We start from the raw sequence: 19,039 nt of genomic DNA, 5'->3' as shown, positions 1-19,039 counted from the left end.
ATAGCTCGCGAGCCATATTCTCCCGATGTTGCTAAAAAAACTGTGCCAATTTCGTGACCTCACTAGAAAATTCTGTCGTGTTTCAAAGATGCGAATCCGAAGCGTTGCCACGTGACACAGATCATTTGGACGTGAGCCTTGAAGGGAATAGCCGGTATCTTCACCGGCTGGCGGCGTAATGCAGAGCTTAGCACTGTCGACGCGGAGAGCTGGTAGAATGTAGCTTCGAGCGCTGTGGCCCGTGACTATGATGACGTTTCCGAATCGATCGGGGCGGTCTGATGATCCACGAGATTGAACCTGTGAATGTTCCTCCCTAGTCTGCCTCTTCGGCCGCGGCTTCCGTGAAAATCTCGGACCGGATTTCGTCCACGGTCTTACCCGCTGCACGAAGCGCGACGATCCACCGGATGGTGGCGTAGGAGTTCGGATCGTTTCGGTTCGTTGCAGAATGCCTGCACCATTCGTCGAGCAGGAGACTTACCACAACATTTTCGCTGGCTTCCGTCGATGTCGCTTCAGGACGTCGGTGGAAGGCAAGGCTCACGAGCCCGAACAGCTTCAAACCTATCGCGGACGCTGAAAATATCATGCCGGGATATTAATGGTTTTCTTGCTCGCGAGGAAATCACAAACTAGGGGGCGGCCCTCGGAAATCGCCTGGAGAAAGAGGCCCCACTGCCGACGCGCCTTTGCCTAACCGAAATCGAGCGATACCACCCCAGGCGACTTTCTCCGTAGACGCTTTGGGTCGGCGCTAGCGAGGAGGGGTCGGCGAAGCATCCCAAGGCGACGGCGACGAGACCTTTCCTGAACTCCGGCATCCAGAAAACGGTCGACCCGCACACCGGGCAGAACCTGAAATCGATCGATCTCCCGCTGTCGCCCGACCGGACGTAGCTGTTCGACGCTCCGGAAGTCTCCATTTGATTCGCTTGGAAGAAGACGGCCACTCCGAACGCGCTGCCGGTGCGACGCTGGCAGGCCCGGCAATGGCAGACGGAGATTTTGACGGGTTCTCCATCGGCGATTATCGAAAGCTGGCCGCATGAACAACTGGCCGCTCGTCTCATTCCGTGCTCCTCCCTAATTGATGTTCGCGATGCCAACCGACTACTTACGCCTCCCTTCGTCGACCCCGCGATGCCGGTGGACGGATCGAGCACAGCCCGAGAAGCGTTTCGACGCCGGGAGCATGCCGCGCAGGTTTGTCGCTCGTCCGCGTAGGCACGCTACTCCGATTCCCTTTCGACAGCACGCCGCGCCCGGATCGCCGCCGCAATAAAGACGCGCGAAAGACCGTGATAGAGCGGTTCGCGCGACAGGATCCGCGACGTCACGTAGCCGATCATCGACACCGCCATGATCGGGATGACGGCCTGGTGGTCGCCGGTCATTTCTAGGATGATGACGAAGGCCGTCATCGGCGCCTGCACGACGCCTGCGAAATAGCCGGCCATGCCGAGAATGGCCGCCAGTGCGATGCTGGTTCCGAGCAGGGAGCCGACGGTGCTGCCGAAACCGGCGCCGACGGCAAGAGACGGCGCAAAGATGCCGCCCGGAATACCTGACAGCATGGACAGGAAGCTGGCGGCGAGCTTTTCAACGAAGAAGAGCAGAGGCAGGGCATTGCCTTCGACCGCAGCTCGCGCCTGCTCGTAGCCGGTGCCGAAAGTCGTGCCTCCCGACGCCACGCCGATGACTGAGATCACCAGTCCGCAGATGCCCGCAAGCGCCAGCATGCGCTTCAGTGGCTGTGGTTGCGCCCAGCGGCGGATCTTTTGGCCGAAGTGCAACGCGAAGCCGCTGAAGGCTGCTCCAAGCGCACCACCGCCGATGCCGCAGATCAGAACCAGCCCCCAGTCGCGAAGCTCGGTGGGGGCAGCCGATGCCATGCCGAAATAGTTGTAGCTGCCCGAAAGCCCGAGTGCCGCCAGACCGGAGAGGATGACGGCGGTCAGCACCAGCCCGTTCGCCCGAGACTCGTAGGTCCGGCTCATTTCCTCGATCGCGAAGACGATACCGGCAAGCGGGGTGTTGAAGGCGGCCGCAATGCCCGCCGCCGATCCGGCCAGGATCAGCCCGCGCGCCTGCGCCATGCCACTGAACCGGGCGACGGCGAGCATGATCGACGCGCCGACCTGCACGGTCGGACCCTCGCGGCCGATCGAGGCGCCGGAGAACAGCCCGAGCACCGTCAACACAATCTTGCCGAAAGCGATCTTCAGCGACAGCAGCCGCGTCCGATCTTCCTCGTCCCGCAGATGTCGCGCGGCGATCGCCTGCGGAATGCCGCTGCCCTGCGAGTTCGGAAACAGCGTCGCCGCCAGATAGGCCGACAGCATGAAGCCAAGCGGGGTCAGGACAAGTGGCAACAGGAAGGCCCATTCACCGGACGAGGTGAGAGACCCGAAGCCCTTCTGCGCCAGATCCGCAAGCTTCGCAAAGCCGACGCTGATCACCCCGATTGCCAATGCCCCGCACCAAAACACCAGCCTCGGCTGCCAAAGCGAGAAAGAGCCCCATAAGACGCGGGAGCGGCGAAAGAGCTTGGAATATCGATAGGATGATGGCATGTCGGGGCTCGGCGATACGGGGCGGGGTTGTCCTTTACTAGCGCCATCGCGCCCCAAGATCACCCCCAATTGCAACGTGTCGAACGTGGGCAAGACCGCGGGAGTGCCGAAGCACGGAGGCTCAGTTCGACGCATTCGATTTAGGCTTGCCGTCCCTCGGGCCGGACATCGTCGCTTTGATGCGTTGGATAAGGGCATGCGGCCCAGCCCCACATTTCCGTCAGGGGATTCAACGACGACCGCGCCAATCAAGGATCAGCTCTCGAGGGTGCTTTCGGACCCATAGGAGCTGCCGATAATTTACATCGCATGAGCGAGAGTTTAATCTGAAGCGCTTCCTTAGGCGGTCGAACGCCAAAGGCATCTGGCTCGCTCCTGGCTCCCCCGCTGGAGCGGGCTTTTTTCTGTGTTCTGCCTCCTGGCGAATTGCAGGTCCGCCAGGGTGATAACTCGCGGGTAGTCCAGTTTCATCTTGCTATTTCGAGAAGCGCTGATCGAGGCAGGATGCCCATCTGCTGTCGAGTGTTGCGAGACGTGGGTATGCTCTGGAAATCCGTGCTGCTTTTGTGTACCCCTTTCAAGATGGCGTGTGCTGCGTGCGCCGCGGGCTTCCCGAAATCGACGGAGACAAAGATCAACCTTCCACAAGGGAGCGCGAAACCATGTCCTTGCCGATCGCGACCGGTCGCATTCAATCTACTCTGCGCGGATTTCTTGATAGCGAGGCATCTGGTGGCCTCGTTCTTATGGCTGCCGCGGCGATGGCGCTTGCCGTTGCAAATTCCCCGCTGGCGGAAGCCTATTTCCATGCCCTTCACTTCTATATCGGTCCACTGAGCTTGCAGCACTGGATTAATGACGCCCTCATGGCCGTGTTCTTCCTGCTTGTCGGTCTGGAGATCAAGCGGGAGATGCTCGACGGCCAGCTCTCGACCTGGAGCAGGCGAATCCTTCCGGGTGCCGCCGCGGCGGGAGGAATGCTCGCCCCAGCCCTCATCTATCTGGCTTTCAATGCCGGTGCGCCAGCAAGCCTCCGCGGTTGGGCGATCCCGACGGCCACAGACATTGCCTTCGCGCTCGGAGTGCTGTCGCTCTTTGGCAACCGGGTTCCGGCGTCCCTGAAAATCTTTCTGGCGGCACTTGCCATTATCGACGACCTCGGCGCCGTCCTCGTCATCGCACTCTTCTATACAAACGGTCTCAACCTCCTGGCCCTTGCCGGAGCCGCCGCAGTTCTGGCCCTCCTGTTTTTCATAAACCGAGCGGGCGTGAAGACGCTGACGCTTTATCTCGGCCTTGGCGTCGCCTTGTGGGTGCTCATGTTCATCTCCGGGATCCACGCCACGCTTGCTGGCGTGCTGCTGGCCTTGACGATACCGATTAAACTTTCTCCCGGCGCTCCGGAGGCTAGCGACGAAGAGTCCTTGCTTCACCGGCTCGAACACCTCCTTCATCGACCAGTGGCATTCGTCATCGTCCCATTATTCGGCTTCGCCAACGCCGGCGTCTCCCTTCTCGGCACCTCCATCTCGAGTTTGGCAGATCCTCATACGCTTGGCGTCGCTGCGGGACTGTTTGCTGGCAAGTTGCTGGGGGTTCTTTCTGTCGTCGGTCTCCTCGTGAAAATGCGCTTTGCGCAGCTTCCGGCAATGGCGAACTGGACGCAGATGACGGGCGTCGCGCTTCTTTGCGGCATCGGCTTCACAATGAGCCTTTTTATCGGTCTTCTGGCTTTCGACGACCCGGCGGTACAGGACAAGGTCAAGATCGGTATCCTGCTCGGTTCGGCGATCTCTGGCGTGGCCGGATCCGCGGTTCTGATGGCGAGTCGAAGGAAAAGCAGCCGGTCGTAGGCGTTTACACATGCGCGACGACCCCTCTCGCGAAGTTCAAGTTCTTCTGAGGGTCGTCGCGCCGCCGCCTCTTTTGGGGCTTACGATTTCCGCCGCTTTCCTCGCTGCTGGAACAGGCGAACGCTTTGCCATGTCAATACATAAAAGACTGCACCGAAGATAGCGGCGAGCGGAAGCCCGCCGACAAGTATCGGCTTTAGAATGGGATGCCAAAGCGGTGCAAAATCGAGGTGCCGGAGCAGCGTGAACAGATTGGCTTCACCCACCCTCTCGGGCGCGCGTCCTAAAAGAAAGACTCCAATTCGGTAGGCGGCGGCAAAGATCAGCGGAAAGGTAAGGGGGTTCCCAAACGCCGTCCCGAGCGCGGCCGCGATCATGTTGCCTCTGAGGATGAAGGCTAGACAAAAAGCCATCATGAAGTGAAAGCCGAGGAACGGCGTACAGGACACGGCCACCCCTGCTGCAACGCCAGCCGCAACGGCATGAGGAGTTGCCTTTAATCGAAGCACTCGAATGGCAATGTAGCGGATGGACCGCAATACGCCCTTGGATGGCCAAAGGACGGCACGGATCCGCTGAGCCAGTGAGAGCGGCTTCCGTCTCCTAAATAGCATGCCTTGACCTTCCGCCGCGTGAACGTTTGGATTTGCAATGACGATATATCGGGAGACCCGCGCTTGTAGTGCAAGTCATCTGTCTTTGCAGGCGAGCGCATTTTGGCACACGGCACCGCTGTCGTTCAACGCCTTCTGATCTTGTTGATTTGGGTATGAATCAGGGCTCTCGACCAGGCAGGAACTGGGGCAGGGCGCCGTCCATGCATTTCAAGGATGCGCCTGAAGTTTGTTTGCAGCAGCCTCAATAAAGCCGACTGCGGTCGCAACCCAATCCTCGTCCCGTATCCGTGCGCCAACCGCGTCTGCCTGGCGTCGCATTAGGGGATCGTCCATGGCTGCGAGTGCATCTGTCAAGCTTTCGACGGTCAATGCTCTGCGATCGAGTGACAGTCCGACGCCGAGATCCGTTATCCGTCTTGCCCAGAACGGCTGATCGCCGAAAAATGGGCAAATGATCATAGGTTTGCCGGCCCGAAGAGCGGCGGCGGTCGTTCCGGCGCCGCCGTGGTGGATGATCGCACTCACCTCCCGAAACAACCTGTCGTGAGGGGCGTCGCGGATGAAACGAACGTGCCTGGATTCATGTTCTGCGATCAGGGCACCGCCTCCAAGAGCCAAGATACCCCGCTTGTCGTGCCTCGCAAGCGCCTCGACAACAATGGCTGTCATCCGGGCCGGATCGACACCCGGCATGCTTCCGAAGCCGACATAGACGGGCGGCTCTCCTTCGGCGAGGAATGCTGCCAACGCGACGATGTAGTGGACGACGACGCAATCTTTCGATGTAAATACACATTCCACGCAACTTCATCATGTTGGTCAGGGCTTGGAAGCGATTGCCGGCCTCGCCGCGCCCGTGCCGGTTTCCGGTGACATGACGAGGTTTCACGAACTAGTGATAGCGACGCGTGTAACCAATGTCGGGGAGATTGCGAACCTGAATATGCGCTCAACGAGAGCGTCCATCCATCATCGGGAGAACGCAATGTCCATCAAATCCGCCATCAACTCCGTCGTCCTCGCCGGCGCTGTCACCACGGCCCTTGCTTCGATGGCCGGCGCCGGACCGCTCACCAAAGCCGAGGGTGCTGCTGCAACCGCCGCTCACAAGGAAAAATGCTTCGGCGTTGCCCTGAAGGGCCAGAATGATTGTGCAGCCGGCGCCGGCACGTCCTGCCAGGGGACCTCGACGGTCGACTTCCAGGGCAATTCCTGGAAGTTCGTACGCGGCGGCACCTGCACCTCGATCGTCCTGCCGAACGGCAAGCACGGCACGCTGAAGGCAATGTAATTTCTACACGCGACAGCGATGACAAAGAGGAGGCGGAGAGACGCCATGACCACCGATCAAATTTCAACGACCGCGTCTGCGGCAACTACTCTCCGCTTTCCCCGCCATCCGATCGAGGGTCTCGCGGGGACGAGCTTCAAGCACGAGCATTTTGCCGCTATAGCCGCGGAGGGGCCTCATCGCGGGTTCTTCGAAGTCCATGCCGAGAATTATATGGGGGCCGGCGGGCCGCCGCATCGTATTCTCGAACAGATCCGCCGTGACAATCCGGTGTCGCTCCACGGCGTGTGCATGTCGATCGGCGGACCTCAGCCGCTCGACCGGGCCCATCTTGAACGTTTCCGCTCTCTCGTCGAACGCTACGAACCAGCTCTGGTGTCTGAGCACTTGGCCTGGTCGACGCATCGGACGACCTTCCTCAACGACCTCCTTCCTCTTCCCTACACACGAGAAAGTCTGGCGCGGGTTTGCGAGCATATCGAGGAAGTGCAGGAGGCCATCAGACGCCCGATCCTTCTGGAGAACCCATCCACCTATGTGACGTTCCGCCAATCGACGATGAGCGAGACCGACTTCATCCGCGCAATCGTCCGGCGCACCGGCTGCGGTCTTCTGCTCGACGTCAATAATGTATTCGTCTCCGCCACCAATCACGGGTTTTCAGCGCTCGACTATCTGTCCGATTTTCCCATTGCCGCGGTTGGTGAGATCCATCTCGCAGGCCACGCCGAACAGACTGACGACGAGGACGAGCTGCTGCTGATCGATAGCCATGACGGTCCGGTCGCCGATGCCGTCTGGAAGCTTTACGAGATCGTCATTGGCCGTGGTGGCCCTGTTCCAACGCTCATCGAGTGGGACAGCAACATACCCGATTGGCCGATACTGCGTGCCGAGGCCCTCGCAGCGCAGGCGATCATGGATCACCATGGTTCCATCGCGTTGCCGGATCAAAGCCATGCTGCGGCTTGATCCTCCATCTCGCCGCATAAAGCCCCTCACTTATGCGGCGGATTTTGCGCCGGCACTGACCAACCCGGACGCTGGGACGCCCGACGGCGTTGTCGGGCCAAACGGCAAGGGAGCGATCAAACGCTACAACGTCTACCGCAACAACGTCACCGTCAGTCTGATCGATGCCCTCGCCGGGATTTTCCCGGCGGTGCAACGTCTGACGGGGGCGGAGTTTTTCCGCGCCATGGCGCGCTTTCATGTGCGCGCCACGCCACCGACATCGCCGCTTCTCTTCGAATATGGCCGGGATTTTCCTGCTTTCATCGAACAGTACGAATATGCCCGGTCCTTGCCCTGGCTTCCCGACGTCGCCAGGATCGAACGGGCTTGGCTGGACGCCTACCATGCAACGGATGTCGAGCCGCTTGCCGCTGATGCTCTTGCTTCCGTTCGGCCGGACCGTCTCGGTGATTTGGTCTTTGCGGCGCATCCGGCAACAAGGATCGTTCGGTCGGACTATCCGGCGCTGACGATCTTTGCCGCCAATCGCGGTGACGGCTCCATAAGCCCGATCGAAGTGGTCGACCCGGAAGATGCGCTTATAACGCGGCCGGATATGGAGGTGGCGGTGCGTCATCTTCCTTTGGGCGGTGCAGAGTTCCTGATTTCCCTCATTTCCGGCGAACCGCTTGGTGTCGCCGCAGCCAAGGCCATCGACGCTTGTCCGTCGTTCGACATCGCGGCCAGCGTGGCCGGCATGATCGAAGCGGGGGTATTTTGCGGCATCACTCTCGGAGACGCATGATGATATCGACCACCACCCAACAGACTTCGATCAGAGCCAGGCTTCAGCCGATCGTGACACATGTAGAGATGGCACAGAGACTGGTTCGGGCCTTTGCGCTGCCGAGCGTCGTTCAGGCAGTTGTGCGCCTCGCTCTGGCCGTGCCCTTTTGGAAGTCGGGCATTCTGAAGTGGGATGGTTTCCTGCAATTGAACGATACGGCGATCACATTGTTCACCGACGAATTCATGCTCCATTTGCCGGGCGGTCCCTATGCCTATCCGGCGCCAGTCACCATGGCTTTCCTGTCCGGCGTTGCCGAGATCACCTTTCCGATCTTGCTGGTCCTGGGTTTCGCTACCCGATTTGCGGCGACCGGCCTGCTGTTCATGACGTTGATCGTCGAGCTCACGGTGCCGGACGGATGGCCGATCCACATTACCTGGGCTGCGATGGCGCTGTCGCTCATGGCATGGGGACCGGGAAAGCTGTCGATCGACCATTGGCTTGCACATTGGTTTGGCCGCCGGGCTGCCTGATCCAGCTCTTTCGGTCAAACTGTTAGCAAGATTGACCTGCCAGGGCCCGGCCGTAGTGACGCCACGGCTGGGTCAGCTTGACCGCAAAGCTCTCGATAACCCGGAAATGAATACTGCGAGTGGCCAGCCTCGACATATGCAACAATCCGAAAGCGAAGGTCCGCAGAATATGATTTAGATGCTCAGTGCTACGATCGGACTGATGGCCAGTGCCCAAATTTCCGGAAGTATGCTCGAGAAAATGCAGCAGCACTGCCAAAGCCGACCTGACGCGCCACCGCCTTCACCTTCGCTCCTTTGGTGAGTTTCCGTCGAGCAACGGTCAAACGCCATCCAGTCAAGTAAGCCTGCGGCGTTGTGCCGACCACCTCGCGAAACAGCGCCATGAAATGGCTCCGTGACATCCCCGCCATCGCAGCAAGGTCTTCGATGTTCCAAGCGCGAGTCGGAGCATCATGCATAGCTACCAATGCCCGGTGTAATGAGGGATGGGACAGGCCTGCCAGTAAGCCAGGTCCTGTTGCACCACGGTCGATCGCTGTCCGCAGAATAAGCAAAACCATCACTTCGCAGAGGCGGTTGAGGGCCGCGCTGCGCCCGCAACGGGATTCCAAGGCCTCCGCCAGGAAAGCGGCTGTCGTGTCCCGAAGGGTTGGAATGTCGCTGATTTCGACCAGAACTTGATCCGGCAGCGCGTTCAAGAGCGGGTTGTATGCCCCCTCGAAATCGACCGTTGCTGTTACCAAAGCCGGCGGTTCAGGGATCGTGTCGCCGCGCAGGCAAAGGATGATCCTTTCCGCACGTCCCCCCGGTTCGCCGATTACAAATAGCCTCGCTTGTCCGTCGCAGGCCCGCGGCGGTTCCAGCGAGGCTTCCAGCTCGAACGTGTCGAAGAAGGCTGAGAGGCGATCCACTTTCGGAAGGATTTTCGGATTCTCGATCATGCTTTCAGGACCATTGATGGCTCTGACTATGGAATGTTGAAGCACCAACGTCAACTTTGGCGTCGGAAGTATCACACAAGCGGAGTTTATCGATGGTAGTCCCGAGAACACTGGCCCCTCATTTGACCGTCAAAACCCTCCAGCACGGAGAGTTCGATCTCACCCGCGAAAAGCCATCACTTATGACGCTCGTCTGCTTTTACCGTGGTCTCCACTGCCCGGTCTGCGGCATCTATCTCAAGGAGCTGGAGCGGATGACGCCATCCTTCGACGAGCGCGGAGTCAGTACAATCTGCATAAGCTCTGATGGGGAGGACCGCGCCCGGCAAATGGCCGATAAGATTGGTGCTGAGCACTTGCGTATCGGCTTCGGTCTGCCTTTAAGCGTGGCACGGCAATGGGGCCTCTACATTTCATCCTCGCGCGGAAAAACCTCAATCGGCATCGAGGAGCCTGAGCTGTTTTCCGAGCCGGGGGTCTTCCTGATCAAGCCGGATCAAACGGTCTATTGGCTCTCGGTGCAATCCATGCCATTCGCACGACCAAATTTCGTCGAGATGGTGCAAGCATTGGATTTCGTCATCAAAAACGACTACCCGGCACGAGGTGAATATACCGGCGAGGTTTAAGTCCGGTTGGCGGCCCTGGGACGCTGGAACGCAGCTCTAGCCGCCTCGGCCCTGTCTCGGAATACGCAGCCTTCGGCGTGATCATTGATTAGTCCAATCGCCTGCATGAAAGCATAGACTGTGGTGGGGCCGACAAATGACCAGCCGCGCTTCTTCAAGTCTTTCGACATGGCGATGGACGCGGCTGAGGTGGATGCAGTCTGCGGAGCAGCAAGCTCTGTCGCCTTCGGTTCGAAGCGCCAGACATAAGCGGCGAGCGATCCCTCCTGCTTCACCAGTTCCTGGACACGCTGAGCGTTGTTTATGACCGCCGCGATCTTACCGCGATGGCGCACGATGCCATCGTCCCGGAGCAGGCGCATAATGTCGGCCTCCGTGAATTGCGCGATGCGGTCAAAGTCGAAACCGAGAAAGGCAGCTCGAAAGTTCTGGCGTTTGGCCAGGATCGTCCGCCAGCTCAAGCCTGATTGAAAACCCTCTAGGCAAAGCTTTTCGAACAGGCGGTGGTCATCATCAACGGGAAAGCCCCACTCGGTGTCGTGGTAGGGCAGGAACTCCGGAGCGGCTGCGCACCAGCGGCAACGCGGCTGCCCATCCGGGCCGAAGATCGTCGCGCTCAATTTCTCATGCCCCAAGAAAGGCCAAGCGGTCGTCGGTGCGGCCCGGTGCAATTTCAAGAATGTCGGCGCTCACGACACCCCCCACAACGAAAGGATCTTGCTGAAGGCGCATTTCGAGATCGGCGCGGGATGTGTTGTGGGCGAGAACCGCTCCGCCCGCATTTTGCTGAAGGCTTCCGGTAAGGAGGAAGATACCATCTTCAAAGCCCTGTTTGACCCAGGCATTATGCCCTTCCATAAGGGCTGACGCTCGGGCCTTGTTGGCGGAGAATTTAAGTGTAACGACGAACATACAGGGCCTCCTTCAGGAATTCTGGATGGAAACGGATTCGGGATTATCGGATAGATTGGGTCGCTGCACTGCCAACCACAGGCAAATATCGTCGACTTCACGGCGGATGAAGGCTTCGTCGCGAAAGGCGGTCGCGAGGGCGGCGACACCTTGACTGCGCATGAGAATATGCATGGCGAGTTCATCGGCTTGGGTGCCGTGGCCAAGGGCTGTAAACTGGCACGACAGCCAGTCGCGAAACAAAGTAAACAGCTCGACGGCTCTGTTCTTGGCAATGTGATCGCGCTTAGCGAGTTCGTTGCAAAGTGTGCCGACTGGACAGCCATAGGCCATTATCTTTGCCTGGTTCAGGATCAGAATTTGGATGAAGCTACGGATGCGATCGATTGGGGTTTTCGCGCCAACCTCCCACGCCTCGAGCATTGCCTGGATATTGGATAGGCGATAGGCGATCACGGCATGGAGAATCTCGTCCTTCGTCTTGAAGTGATAGTAGAAGTTACCGCGCGAAAGCCCGACCACCACGGCGATGTCTGCAAAGGACGTCGCCTCGAAGCCACGCTCGTAGAAAAGCGTATCTGCAGCCTGAACAATTTGCTGCCGTGTGGTCGCCGCGACCATGCTCGACTCCTCTGGATTGTGCGCTGCCGATAGCTATAGTTCCGTAGGACATTTGACCTACAGATCTCAAGTTATTTTTTTAGGCAGATCGATAATTGCAGGAGCGTGGATGCTTCGCGCTTCGGCATCCTTCGCACCGGGACGGGCGCATCGCGCGGTCCTTCGTCGCGCTCCAAAAGATGCAGGTTTTGCAGATCGCCGCCGACAAGATCGTCTCGTCGCGCTACTCCGGTAATCCGGCGTCCCGCAACGCGTCGCCGAGAGCCGAGGCGAGCTCTGGCGCACAGTTTACGCCAGCAAACTGACGGCCGTAGCGAAATGAAGGCTGAAGTTCGAGCACGCGCGCGGCGGCAGCCCTTGCTTCGTCCAATCGGCCGAGTTTGGCCAGCGCGGCGGCCAACTGCACATAAGTGATGCTATGAGCGGGATTGGCCTGAACAGACTTGTAGGCTGCGCGACAGGATTCGTCATAGCGGCCGCGCAGCAAATGGCTCATTGCTTGCGCGTCAAAGGCGGCAAAAGCCCATGGGTCAAAAGGGCTAAGCCGCATGCCGAGCTCGCTCCATTCAATGGCCCGTTCGGCATCTCCGCCCCATCCCAGAATAACGCTGCCAAGGATGTAGGTCAGCGCCGACGACGGGCTGACGGCGAGCGCGGCTTCCAGCGCAGCAAAAGCGGCGCCGCGGTCGTGCCCGTCCATGCCGATGGAAAACCCCGCAAGTGTCAACGCGGCCGCATCATCCTGTCCGTGGAGGATCGCGCAACGGGCATGGCGGATCGAAGCTGCTCGATTGGCTTGCCGTAAGCCGTCGCGGAGAAACAAACAATGGTGACACATCGCGGCATTGCCATGCGCCAGTGCATATGCAGGTTCGAGCACGATTGCTCGCTCAAGAAGCGCCAGCGCTCTCGTCACCTGCTCCGGCATACCGGAATCGACGTCAGACTGGGCTTGGAGCACGAGATCGTAGGCATTGAGGCTGTCTGGCCGCTTCCGCCAGACGCGTTCGATTTCTGCCTTTCGCACGCTCGGCGCGATCGCACCCACCAGTGAGCGCGCGATCTCGTCTTGAAGCACGAAAATGTCCTCTGAACTGCGCTCATAGCGCTGGGCCCATACATGCGCGCCGCTCGATGCATCGATCATCTGCCCGATTACGCGCACGCTACCGCCTGCCCTGCGCACGCTGCCTTCTAAAACATAGCGCACGCCGAGTTCGCGACCGATCTGCTTCACGTCCACGGCGCGCCCCTTGTATGCGAAGGTCGAGTTGCGCGCTATGACGAATAGCCACTTAATCCGTGCAAGGCCGGTAATAATATCGTCGACCATCCCATCGGCGAAATACTCTTGGTCCGGATCGCCGCTGAGATTCGAGAACGGCAAGACAGCAATGGAGGGCCTGTCGGGTAGTGTCAGTGCCGATGCGGCGTGGCCGGCAGTTGCCGTATCGGCAACATTTGTAACAGCGGCCGGTCCGACATACCGATAGCCGCGCCGCGGAATGGTTTCGATCCAACTCTCGGCGTCCGCTTCCGCCAGAACCCGACGCAGGGCCGCGATTTGTACCGTTAGATTGTTGTCGGCAACCGCCAATCCGCCCCATCCAGCCTCGACCAGCGCATCCTTTGACACAGGTGCCCTCGCGCTTTCAAGCAGCCGGCACAGCAGCACGACAGCCCGACGTCCAAGCATTGTGGGCTCGTCCCCCCGGTATAAAATGCCTGCCGCCGAGTCAAGGCGGAACGGGCCGAACCGGTAGATGTCGCTCCCACTCTTCATTCGACACTTTTAGCAGATTTTTAGGAACGGATTCACGACTTTCCCGCGCGGTGCGCTGATCTTCCATAGATATTTGCACAAGCAAGCAAGCCGTCAATGGAGGATCCCATGAGCGCAGATGTAGTCGTCCGCATGCCCGATGAGACGAATGGAGTCACCCTGCGTGGTCATCCTATGGTCTTCCTCGTCACCGGCGAAAATACCAAGCACACGAGCATGTTCGACTGGACGATTCCGGCAGGCTTCGCCACCGGACGGCATGTCCACCGGGTGCAGGAAGAAAGCTTCTACCTGCTCGAGGGCGAATGTGAATGGTATGTCGCGGACAGCGTGATCCGCGCAACGCCCGGAACCTTTCTCTTCATCCCGCCAGGCGTGCCGCACAACATTACCAATGTCAGCGAGACGCCGGCCCGCGTGTTGATGACAGTCTCGCCGCCCGGCCATGAACACTATTTCGAAGAACTCTCGAAACTTGCCGCGCAGGGCGCACCGGATCCAGAAGCCCTCGCCGATCTGCGAAATCGTTACGACACCGATCAGCTTTCGACTTTGACAACTCGCACATAACGCTGCGTTCTCCAGGCATGATTTGCGGACTTGCCGTCAGGGCGTGGTCGGGTGATAGCGGCGCAAAGACAAGCGGGAACCACTACGACAGGGGTCGATGGTGCAATGCCATCAAGGCGCCCAACCGCACGCAACATGCATCATTTGGACGACGAAGTGCGGGTGGATGATCGTCTTCGGCTTTAGAGGCCTACCCTCTGCAACCCCGGCCAGCGCCGGGCAGGCCAAGCGCTGATCTACACCACTAGGGGCGCCGCGGTCGTCGGCTTTGCCGGTTCCTTCTCGTTCGTGGCGGTAACGTCCGCTTCGTCAGCCTTGTCGGCAGCAGCGGCGTCCGCGCCACAGAACTTTGCGCGGAAATCGTTCCACTTCACGTCCTTGGCGGAACCGTCGGCCTTGGCGGCCTGATACTTTGTGCTGCACTCCTTCATCGTCAACGCATGCGCCGGCGACGACATAATAAAAGCGGCAAGCAGCGAGCCGGCACAGCGGAGAGAAGCAGTTTGTGTGACATATGATCGGCCTCCGTCGATGATGTTGACGTTTCAGTCTTCGCTTCCGCCTCGGCGTTAAGACGCTGACAACGGGAGGGTTCCATTGGGGCTGGCCTGATCTACGGCTGTCGGAAGGTGCTCCGCGAGAAGCTCGGGTACCTTGCTAATATCGATGCCGAGTTTGGAGGCAAGGCCCCGTAGCTGCTCTGAGGAGAGCGCTGCGCGAATTTGGTCCGCGGTGATCGGGATATTGTCGCCCGTACCTATCCAGGAGGCTACCTGGTGGCTAAGCCCGCTTTGGTTGAGTTGCGTGAGAACGCCATCGAGTCCGCCAGCATTTTGGAAGACATCCTCGGCAACCGCCAGAAGATTGACCGGCCTGCCATTCAAGAGGTCGCTGACGACACCGCCCAAACCATCGAAAAGCCCCATAACACTCCCCTTGGTCCACTCGTCATATGATGCAAACGCTACACCCGCCGAATGAACCGAAAATGAACAAGGGGCACCCCTGCTGCTGTAGCCGTGAGCTAGCGATGTGCCCTTGCCAATTGGACGGTCGAATGGGCGACACCTTGAGCCATGGTTCTCGCCGTCATTCGCAGCATTGTGGATTGGCCGGATGCGACATCATCTAACTTGAACTGGCTGACAAGCTCACGAAGTTTTTGCGCTTCTTGAGCAAGTGAACTAGAGGCCGCAGTCGATTGTTCGACCATGGCGGCGTTCTGCTGCGTGGTCTGATCCATCCGATTGACTGCGACGTTGACTTCACTGAGGCCGACCGATTGCTCTTTGGCAGAAGTTGCGATGGCATCCATATGTTGGTTAATCTGCGTGATGAAACTGCATATGGTCTTTAGAGACTGCCCGGTGTCACGCACCAGCTTGACACCGCTCTCCACCTCCTTGGAGGAGTTCTGGATCAAGCCTTTGATTTCCTTTGCCGCGCTGGCTGAACGCTGGGCAAGTTCCCGCACTTCTTGAGCGACGACTGCGAAGCCCTTGCCCGCTTCGCCCGCTCTGGCCGCTTCGACTCCAGCGTTCAAGGCGAGAAGGTTTGTCTGAAACGCGATTTCATCGATCACGCCGATGATATTGGAGATCTGCTGCGAGGATGTCTCGATACGTCCCATCGCCTCTTCGGCATGGGAAACGACCTCGGCGGACTTTACCGCACTTTGGTTTGCCTGCGTGGCTACCGTACGGGTCTCCTCAGTCCGCTTGCTCGAGTTCGATACGTTGGCGGTGATCTCTTCCAGGGCGGCCGCAGTTTCTTCGAGGGCTGCTGCCTGCTGTTCCGTGCGCTTTGAAAGATCATCTGCCCCGGAGGAAATCTCCCGGGTGCCATCTTCTATCGTGATGATGCTGGAGGAGATAGCCGTCAAAACTTCGGCAAGCTGCGCGATGGACTGGTTGAAGTCGTGGCGTAGTGCTTCAAAGTCGGGAGCAAACGGCTCATCGAGACGAAATGCCAGGTCGCCTGCAGCCAACCGCCGCAAGCCGGAAGCAAGACCTGATGTGGCAATGCGTAAACGCTCGGTGGCATCAGACTCCGCTTTCTGCTGCGCAGCTATGCGATCGTCATCTGCCTGTTTGCGGTTTTCGTCCGCTTCGATCTGCATCCGCTTGTTGGCGATCGCCGCTTGCCGAAAAACCTCCACCGCGACTGCCATGGAGCCGATTTCGTCGGCGCGGCCGGCAAATGGGATGTCAGAACCGATGTCTCCTTCGGCCAACCGCCTCATCGCGACAGTAATCTGACCGATCGGATTGGCAATACAGGTCAGCACGAAGGCCACAGCGCCGACAACAAGCAGTCCTGCAATTCCAATCGCGGCAATTAGATAGAACTTTATGGACGCATAGGTCGTCTTGCTCGCCTCTGCCGCCTTGTTGCTGCCGCTAACGTTGAATTCGACCAAGGCAGTTGTAAGTTCTTTCAGCTTGTCCGAATAGGTGCGCATCTCGCCGCCGAGATATTTACCGGCTTCCTCAATTTTATTCGCGCGGGAAAGAACCACAAGCTGCGGCCTGCTGGCGACATAGCCCTCAACGCTATCCTTTATCCCGGCGACCAACTGGCGCTCGCGGTCGGATGACGCCAAAGAAAGGTAAGCATCTATCGATTTGCGAAGTGTATCCTCTGCCGCGACCATGGCTTCTTCGCGCGTTTTTTTGTCCGCGTCCGACTGCGCGATGATGTGATCGCGGTACGCGAGGCGCAAATTCGCCATGTTGAGATTGATTGTCCGCGATGCCTGTACGCTCGGTAGCCAATTTTTCGCGATTTCCTCGGTCGCGCCGTTTGTCTTGCTGAGGCCGTCGACTGAAAGATACGCAATGAGAGCGAATAGAAGAGCGAGGCCGCCGAGAATTATGAGCAGGCTCGACTTTATGCTTGGACGACGCATTGAAGGATCCCTTTGGCAATTCCGACACATTGTAAGGAAAATAATTTAATGATTTACTCAAGCATAATACGCCGTTTACCAACATTGAAGAGACGACCGCTGTTTCAATGGCCTCCCGTTGTTCCGGGGCAGCTCCGACGGTCGGTCTGAGTTCGCGTTTGGGGAGGCGCGAGTGGCATCACGCATTTCAGGTGGTCATCATTGGTGCCCGCGGATTTAGCTCTAATCCGTTGCCTGCACAGGTTTCAGAGCTCGTGTGACCGCGGCCATGATGTCCTCCGGGGGCGCAGGCTTCAACACCAGCTCTCCTGCACCGAAAGCCGGTTCCTCGTCTGTCAACAAACTCGTCTCCCCGGAGTAGACGATGAACGGCGTGCCGCGCTCGGCCAACAGTCGCACCACTGCGGAGCACATGCCATCGGACAGCCTGGGATCGATGATCGCCAGCCGCGGTACGTTGATCTCCAGCCAGGACAGAGCTTCCGAGCCTCTGGAAAGGGCGATCGCCTCGCCGTAACCGTGCGCGGCGAGAAGCTCCTCGACATCTAAGGCAATAAAAGGTTCGTCCTCAAGAATGAGAACGGGCAGGCCAATAGCCGGAGTCTCCATAGAACTGAAGTACACCGCCTGCGCATGCATGTCACTACCGCGCAAGTCGGCAACATAGGCCCGACGCGCGTGAAGCGCGATCTGGTCTGCTAGAACGTTTTCAGCAATCGCAAGAGCGCAACCTTTTCCGTTGGAGTCCCGCGTTTGAAGCCGATGTAAGTTTGCAACTCATCGCCGTGGAACCTGCGCTTGAATGCAGCTTGACCCTGAACGTTGAAAATGCGGCGGTTTATGAGCGGCGACAGAAAAGCGCGCTGATACAGGTAGCGCCAAACGGTGCTCTCGGGAAATTGGCTTTTCTCGATGCCGGCCAGCGGTGACAAGCCGAGCGTCATGATTTCAGCGCCTTCTTGTCTAAAGCGATCTGCCGCGTACTTCGTGAGCCCGATTTCGGCATGGGCCGTTGTGCCCTGAATCTTCCGCTTGAACGCTGCCGTGTATCCAATAGCCTTGCCATCGCGGAAAAGCGGGTCGAAATCGAGCAACGCTATTGGCTTTGAATGAGGCGACAAAAGAACAAATCGTCTCATACCGGACGTCAGGGACAGGCAAAATGGCCGATTTAAAAACCGCATCTCGCGGCGTCTGACGATTCTACCAGCCCGCCAATCATCAGAGATATTCGAAAGCTCGGGGCCAAGCTCTCCATTACCGCACTCGTGAATGGTATACTCGTTCTTGTATAGCCATCGCTCGGAATAGCGGAGCGTTTCGTTGCGCTTACCCTTGAACGAATGGCTCGGCAATGAAAGGGCACTGTCTTTGCCCAGTTGATTGACACTGTAGCCATGTGATGTGAGTGCGGCGGCGGTTACGGAGTGTATCTGCACAAAACACGGTTTTCCGGATTGGGCGATGAATCGGGCGATGTAGTCAGCTTTACAGTTCCGACTGGCGACGGGATCGCCGAGCGCGAAAACATGGCCCATCTTCGTTGCGTAGGCGATGTAGCCGTTTTCGTCGCCGAAATAACTAAGATCGGGTTGAACGGCTGTGGAGTAGGCCAAGGAAAAGTCACCGTACTGCCGACAAAGAGCGAGCCGCTGATCAAGCGTCAGCTTGGAAGATGGGATGGCGGGCAGGCTCCGGTCAAAACAAGAATCGATCAAGGTTCTCATGGGCACCATTTTAGAATAATTCCAAGACCACCAAGTTGCACCGTCAATGCGTGTGGATAGAATGTCAATGAAAACGGGATAGATATATCGTGTTCCGAACAAATGAAGTCGAATCCGCCGTCGTCGTGGGCGCTGGCACCGCGGGCTTGATCGCGGCTTTTGAATTGCAGCAAGTTGGAATCCTTCCTCGAATATTCGAGGGGGTGACCTGCCACTGAGGATTTCCTCCAGAATTGATTAGAGTCCGGCCCATCAAAGGACGGACGAATGAAGAAGCAGAGATTTACCGAAGAGCAGATTATTGCGGTGCTGAAGGAGCAGGAGGCTGGTG

Annotated in this window: 21 protein-coding genes and 1 pseudogene; 7 read left to right on the top strand and 15 right to left on the bottom strand. The window is 58.5% G+C overall.

The window, feature by feature from the left end:
* Positions 1-635: 635 nt before the first annotated feature.
* Both GR197_RS28245 and GR197_RS28240 read right to left on the bottom strand, forming a co-directional pair.
* Entirely contained in the window at positions 636-1,073 is a 438-nt protein-coding gene (locus GR197_RS28245; RefSeq protein ID WP_164015630.1) for a GFA family protein, read from the bottom strand.
* 159 nt (positions 1,074-1,232) lie between these two features.
* A complete protein-coding gene (locus GR197_RS28240) occupies positions 1,233-2,576 on the bottom strand; it encodes a chloride channel protein (RefSeq protein WP_164015627.1) in 1,344 nt (447 codons plus the stop codon).
* Between the two features lie 662 nt (positions 2,577-3,238).
* Here GR197_RS28240 and nhaA point away from each other — a divergent pair.
* Positions 3,239-4,429: a Na+/H+ antiporter NhaA gene (nhaA, locus tag GR197_RS28235; protein ID WP_164015626.1), complete on the top strand. Its 1,191-nt coding sequence runs from the start codon at positions 3,239-3,241 to the stop codon at positions 4,427-4,429.
* An 80-nt stretch (positions 4,430-4,509) separates the two neighbouring features.
* Here nhaA and GR197_RS28230 read toward each other — a convergent pair whose 3' ends face one another.
* On the bottom strand, positions 4,510-5,043 hold the full coding sequence (locus tag GR197_RS28230; RefSeq protein ID WP_164015623.1) for a DUF2062 domain-containing protein: 534 nt from the start codon (positions 5,041-5,043) through the stop codon (positions 4,510-4,512).
* A 210-nt stretch (positions 5,044-5,253) separates the two neighbouring features.
* Entirely contained in the window at positions 5,254-5,847 is a 594-nt protein-coding gene (locus GR197_RS28225; RefSeq protein ID WP_432444208.1) for a glycosyltransferase, read from the bottom strand.
* A gap of 184 nt (positions 5,848-6,031) precedes the next feature.
* Between GR197_RS28225 and GR197_RS28220 the strand changes: the two genes are divergently transcribed.
* The 4 genes from GR197_RS28220 to GR197_RS28205 are packed head-to-tail and all read left to right on the top strand — an operon-like array spanning position 6,032 to position 8,614.
* Positions 6,032-6,337: a BufA1 family periplasmic bufferin-type metallophore gene (locus GR197_RS28220; RefSeq protein ID WP_164015620.1), complete on the top strand. Its 306-nt coding sequence runs from the start codon at positions 6,032-6,034 to the stop codon at positions 6,335-6,337.
* Positions 6,338-6,382: 45 nt separating this feature from the next.
* Positions 6,383-7,309 carry an MNIO family bufferin maturase gene (gene bufB / locus GR197_RS28215; protein WP_164015617.1) on the top strand — a complete coding sequence of 309 codons (927 nt, stop codon included), beginning with the start codon at positions 6,383-6,385 and terminating at the stop codon, positions 7,307-7,309.
* Positions 7,296-8,096, top strand: a complete 801-nt coding sequence (locus GR197_RS28210; RefSeq protein WP_164015614.1) for an HvfC/BufC N-terminal domain-containing protein — start codon at positions 7,296-7,298, stop codon at positions 8,094-8,096. Before bufB ends, GR197_RS28210 begins: the two co-directional genes overlap by 14 nt.
* Positions 8,096-8,614 carry a DoxX family protein gene (locus GR197_RS28205; protein ID WP_164015611.1) on the top strand — a complete coding sequence of 173 codons (519 nt, stop codon included), beginning with the start codon at positions 8,096-8,098 and terminating at the stop codon, positions 8,612-8,614. The genes GR197_RS28210 and GR197_RS28205 overlap by 1 nt, the downstream gene beginning before the upstream one ends.
* Positions 8,615-8,802: 188 nt before the next feature.
* Here the strand turns inward: GR197_RS28205 and GR197_RS28200 are convergent, their stop codons facing one another.
* Complete coding sequence (locus tag GR197_RS28200; RefSeq protein WP_348643307.1) at positions 8,803-9,603, bottom strand: AraC family transcriptional regulator; 801 nt, start codon at positions 9,601-9,603, stop codon at positions 8,803-8,805.
* Between the two features lie 47 nt (positions 9,604-9,650).
* Here GR197_RS28200 and GR197_RS28195 point away from each other — a divergent pair, with 47 nt between their 5' ends.
* A complete protein-coding gene (locus tag GR197_RS28195; RefSeq protein ID WP_164015608.1) occupies positions 9,651-10,187 on the top strand; it encodes a peroxiredoxin-like family protein in 537 nt (178 codons plus the stop codon).
* Here GR197_RS28195 and GR197_RS28190 read toward each other — a convergent pair.
* The 4 genes from GR197_RS28190 to GR197_RS28175 all read right to left on the bottom strand — a co-directional run bounded on the left by GR197_RS28190 (position 10,184) and on the right by GR197_RS28175 (position 13,503).
* The gene (locus tag GR197_RS28190) at positions 10,184-10,807 is read right to left on the bottom strand and encodes a DNA-3-methyladenine glycosylase I (RefSeq protein ID WP_164015605.1); all 624 of its coding nucleotides are present in this window, start codon (positions 10,805-10,807) and stop codon (positions 10,184-10,186) included. The two genes, GR197_RS28195 and GR197_RS28190, sit on opposite strands and share 4 nt — an antisense overlap.
* A gap of 4 nt (positions 10,808-10,811) precedes the next feature.
* The gene (locus tag GR197_RS28185) at positions 10,812-11,099 is read right to left on the bottom strand and encodes a YciI family protein (RefSeq protein ID WP_164015603.1); all 288 of its coding nucleotides are present in this window, start codon (positions 11,097-11,099) and stop codon (positions 10,812-10,814) included.
* 12 nt (positions 11,100-11,111) lie between these two features.
* On the bottom strand, positions 11,112-11,720 hold the full coding sequence (locus GR197_RS28180) for a TetR/AcrR family transcriptional regulator (RefSeq protein ID WP_164015600.1): 609 nt from the start codon (positions 11,718-11,720) through the stop codon (positions 11,112-11,114).
* Positions 11,721-11,943: 223 nt separating this feature from the next.
* Positions 11,944-13,503: a winged helix-turn-helix domain-containing protein gene (locus GR197_RS28175; protein ID WP_164015597.1), complete on the bottom strand. Its 1,560-nt coding sequence runs from the start codon at positions 13,501-13,503 to the stop codon at positions 11,944-11,946.
* 108 nt (positions 13,504-13,611) lie between these two features.
* Between GR197_RS28175 and GR197_RS28170 the strand changes: the two genes are divergently transcribed.
* On the top strand, positions 13,612-14,073 hold the full coding sequence (locus GR197_RS28170) for a cupin domain-containing protein (protein ID WP_164015594.1): 462 nt from the start codon (positions 13,612-13,614) through the stop codon (positions 14,071-14,073).
* Positions 14,074-14,321: 248 nt separating this feature from the next.
* Here GR197_RS28170 and GR197_RS28165 read toward each other — a convergent pair.
* The 6 genes and pseudogenes from GR197_RS28165 to GR197_RS32140 all read right to left on the bottom strand — a co-directional run.
* Positions 14,322-14,587 (bottom strand): annotated as a pseudogene (locus tag GR197_RS28165) (hypothetical protein); the annotation flags it as partial.
* A 55-nt stretch (positions 14,588-14,642) separates the two neighbouring features.
* The gene (locus GR197_RS32530; protein ID WP_164015592.1) at positions 14,643-14,999 is read right to left on the bottom strand and encodes a YidB family protein; all 357 of its coding nucleotides are present in this window, start codon (positions 14,997-14,999) and stop codon (positions 14,643-14,645) included.
* Between the two features lie 98 nt (positions 15,000-15,097).
* A complete protein-coding gene (locus tag GR197_RS28155; protein ID WP_164015589.1) occupies positions 15,098-16,981 on the bottom strand; it encodes a methyl-accepting chemotaxis protein in 1,884 nt (627 codons plus the stop codon).
* A 222-nt stretch (positions 16,982-17,203) separates the two neighbouring features.
* Positions 17,204-17,620 carry a response regulator gene (locus GR197_RS28150; RefSeq protein ID WP_246724705.1) on the bottom strand — a complete coding sequence of 139 codons (417 nt, stop codon included), beginning with the start codon at positions 17,618-17,620 and terminating at the stop codon, positions 17,204-17,206.
* 59 nt (positions 17,621-17,679) lie between these two features.
* A complete protein-coding gene (locus GR197_RS28145) occupies positions 17,680-18,717 on the bottom strand; it encodes a phosphatidylglycerol lysyltransferase domain-containing protein (protein ID WP_164015586.1) in 1,038 nt (345 codons plus the stop codon).
* The coding region (locus GR197_RS32140; RefSeq protein WP_204330435.1) for a hypothetical protein at positions 18,705-19,039 on the bottom strand (335 nt) is incomplete at its 5' end. The genes GR197_RS32140 and GR197_RS28145, both read right to left, overlap by 13 nt.

The sequence above is a fragment of the Rhizobium phaseoli genome, assembly GCF_010668805.1.
In the GTDB taxonomy this organism is placed as follows: Bacteria; Pseudomonadota; Alphaproteobacteria; order Rhizobiales; family Rhizobiaceae; genus Rhizobium; species Rhizobium phaseoli_A.
This window is presented reverse-complemented; position numbering and strand designations above follow the sequence as displayed.

What these genes read in the sequence shown, in the direction of transcription:
- GR197_RS28205 (WP_164015611.1), top strand. Translation starts at nt 8,096, where the DNA reads ATGATATCGACCACCACCCAACAGACTTCGATCAGAGCCAGGCTTCAG.
- bufB (WP_164015617.1), top strand. Translation starts at nt 6,383, where the DNA reads ATGACCACCGATCAAATTTCAACGACCGCGTCTGCGGCAACTACTCTC.
- GR197_RS28185 (WP_164015603.1), bottom strand. Translation starts at nt 11,099, where the DNA reads ATGTTCGTCGTTACACTTAAATTCTCCGCCAACAAGGCCCGAGCGTCA.
- GR197_RS28180 (WP_164015600.1), bottom strand. Translation starts at nt 11,720, where the DNA reads ATGGTCGCGGCGACCACACGGCAGCAAATTGTTCAGGCTGCAGATACG.
- GR197_RS28170 (WP_164015594.1), top strand. Translation starts at nt 13,612, where the DNA reads ATGAGCGCAGATGTAGTCGTCCGCATGCCCGATGAGACGAATGGAGTC.
- GR197_RS28210 (WP_164015614.1), top strand. Translation starts at nt 7,296, where the DNA reads ATGCTGCGGCTTGATCCTCCATCTCGCCGCATAAAGCCCCTCACTTAT.
- GR197_RS28155 (WP_164015589.1), bottom strand. Translation starts at nt 16,981, where the DNA reads ATGCGTCGTCCAAGCATAAAGTCGAGCCTGCTCATAATTCTCGGCGGC.
- GR197_RS28150 (WP_246724705.1), bottom strand. Translation starts at nt 17,620, where the DNA reads ATGCATGCGCAGGCGGTGTACTTCAGTTCTATGGAGACTCCGGCTATT.
- GR197_RS28145 (WP_164015586.1), bottom strand. Translation starts at nt 18,717, where the DNA reads ATGGTGCCCATGAGAACCTTGATCGATTCTTGTTTTGACCGGAGCCTG.
- GR197_RS32530 (WP_164015592.1), bottom strand. Translation starts at nt 14,999, where the DNA reads ATGGGGCTTTTCGATGGTTTGGGCGGTGTCGTCAGCGACCTCTTGAAT.
- GR197_RS28175 (WP_164015597.1), bottom strand. Translation starts at nt 13,503, where the DNA reads ATGAAGAGTGGGAGCGACATCTACCGGTTCGGCCCGTTCCGCCTTGAC.
- GR197_RS28230 (WP_164015623.1), bottom strand. Translation starts at nt 5,043, where the DNA reads ATGCTATTTAGGAGACGGAAGCCGCTCTCACTGGCTCAGCGGATCCGT.
- nhaA (WP_164015626.1), top strand. Translation starts at nt 3,239, where the DNA reads ATGTCCTTGCCGATCGCGACCGGTCGCATTCAATCTACTCTGCGCGGA.
- GR197_RS28240 (WP_164015627.1), bottom strand. Translation starts at nt 2,576, where the DNA reads ATGCCATCATCCTATCGATATTCCAAGCTCTTTCGCCGCTCCCGCGTC.
- GR197_RS28220 (WP_164015620.1), top strand. Translation starts at nt 6,032, where the DNA reads ATGTCCATCAAATCCGCCATCAACTCCGTCGTCCTCGCCGGCGCTGTC.
- GR197_RS28195 (WP_164015608.1), top strand. Translation starts at nt 9,651, where the DNA reads ATGGTAGTCCCGAGAACACTGGCCCCTCATTTGACCGTCAAAACCCTC.
- GR197_RS28245 (WP_164015630.1), bottom strand. Translation starts at nt 1,073, where the DNA reads ATGAGACGAGCGGCCAGTTGTTCATGCGGCCAGCTTTCGATAATCGCC.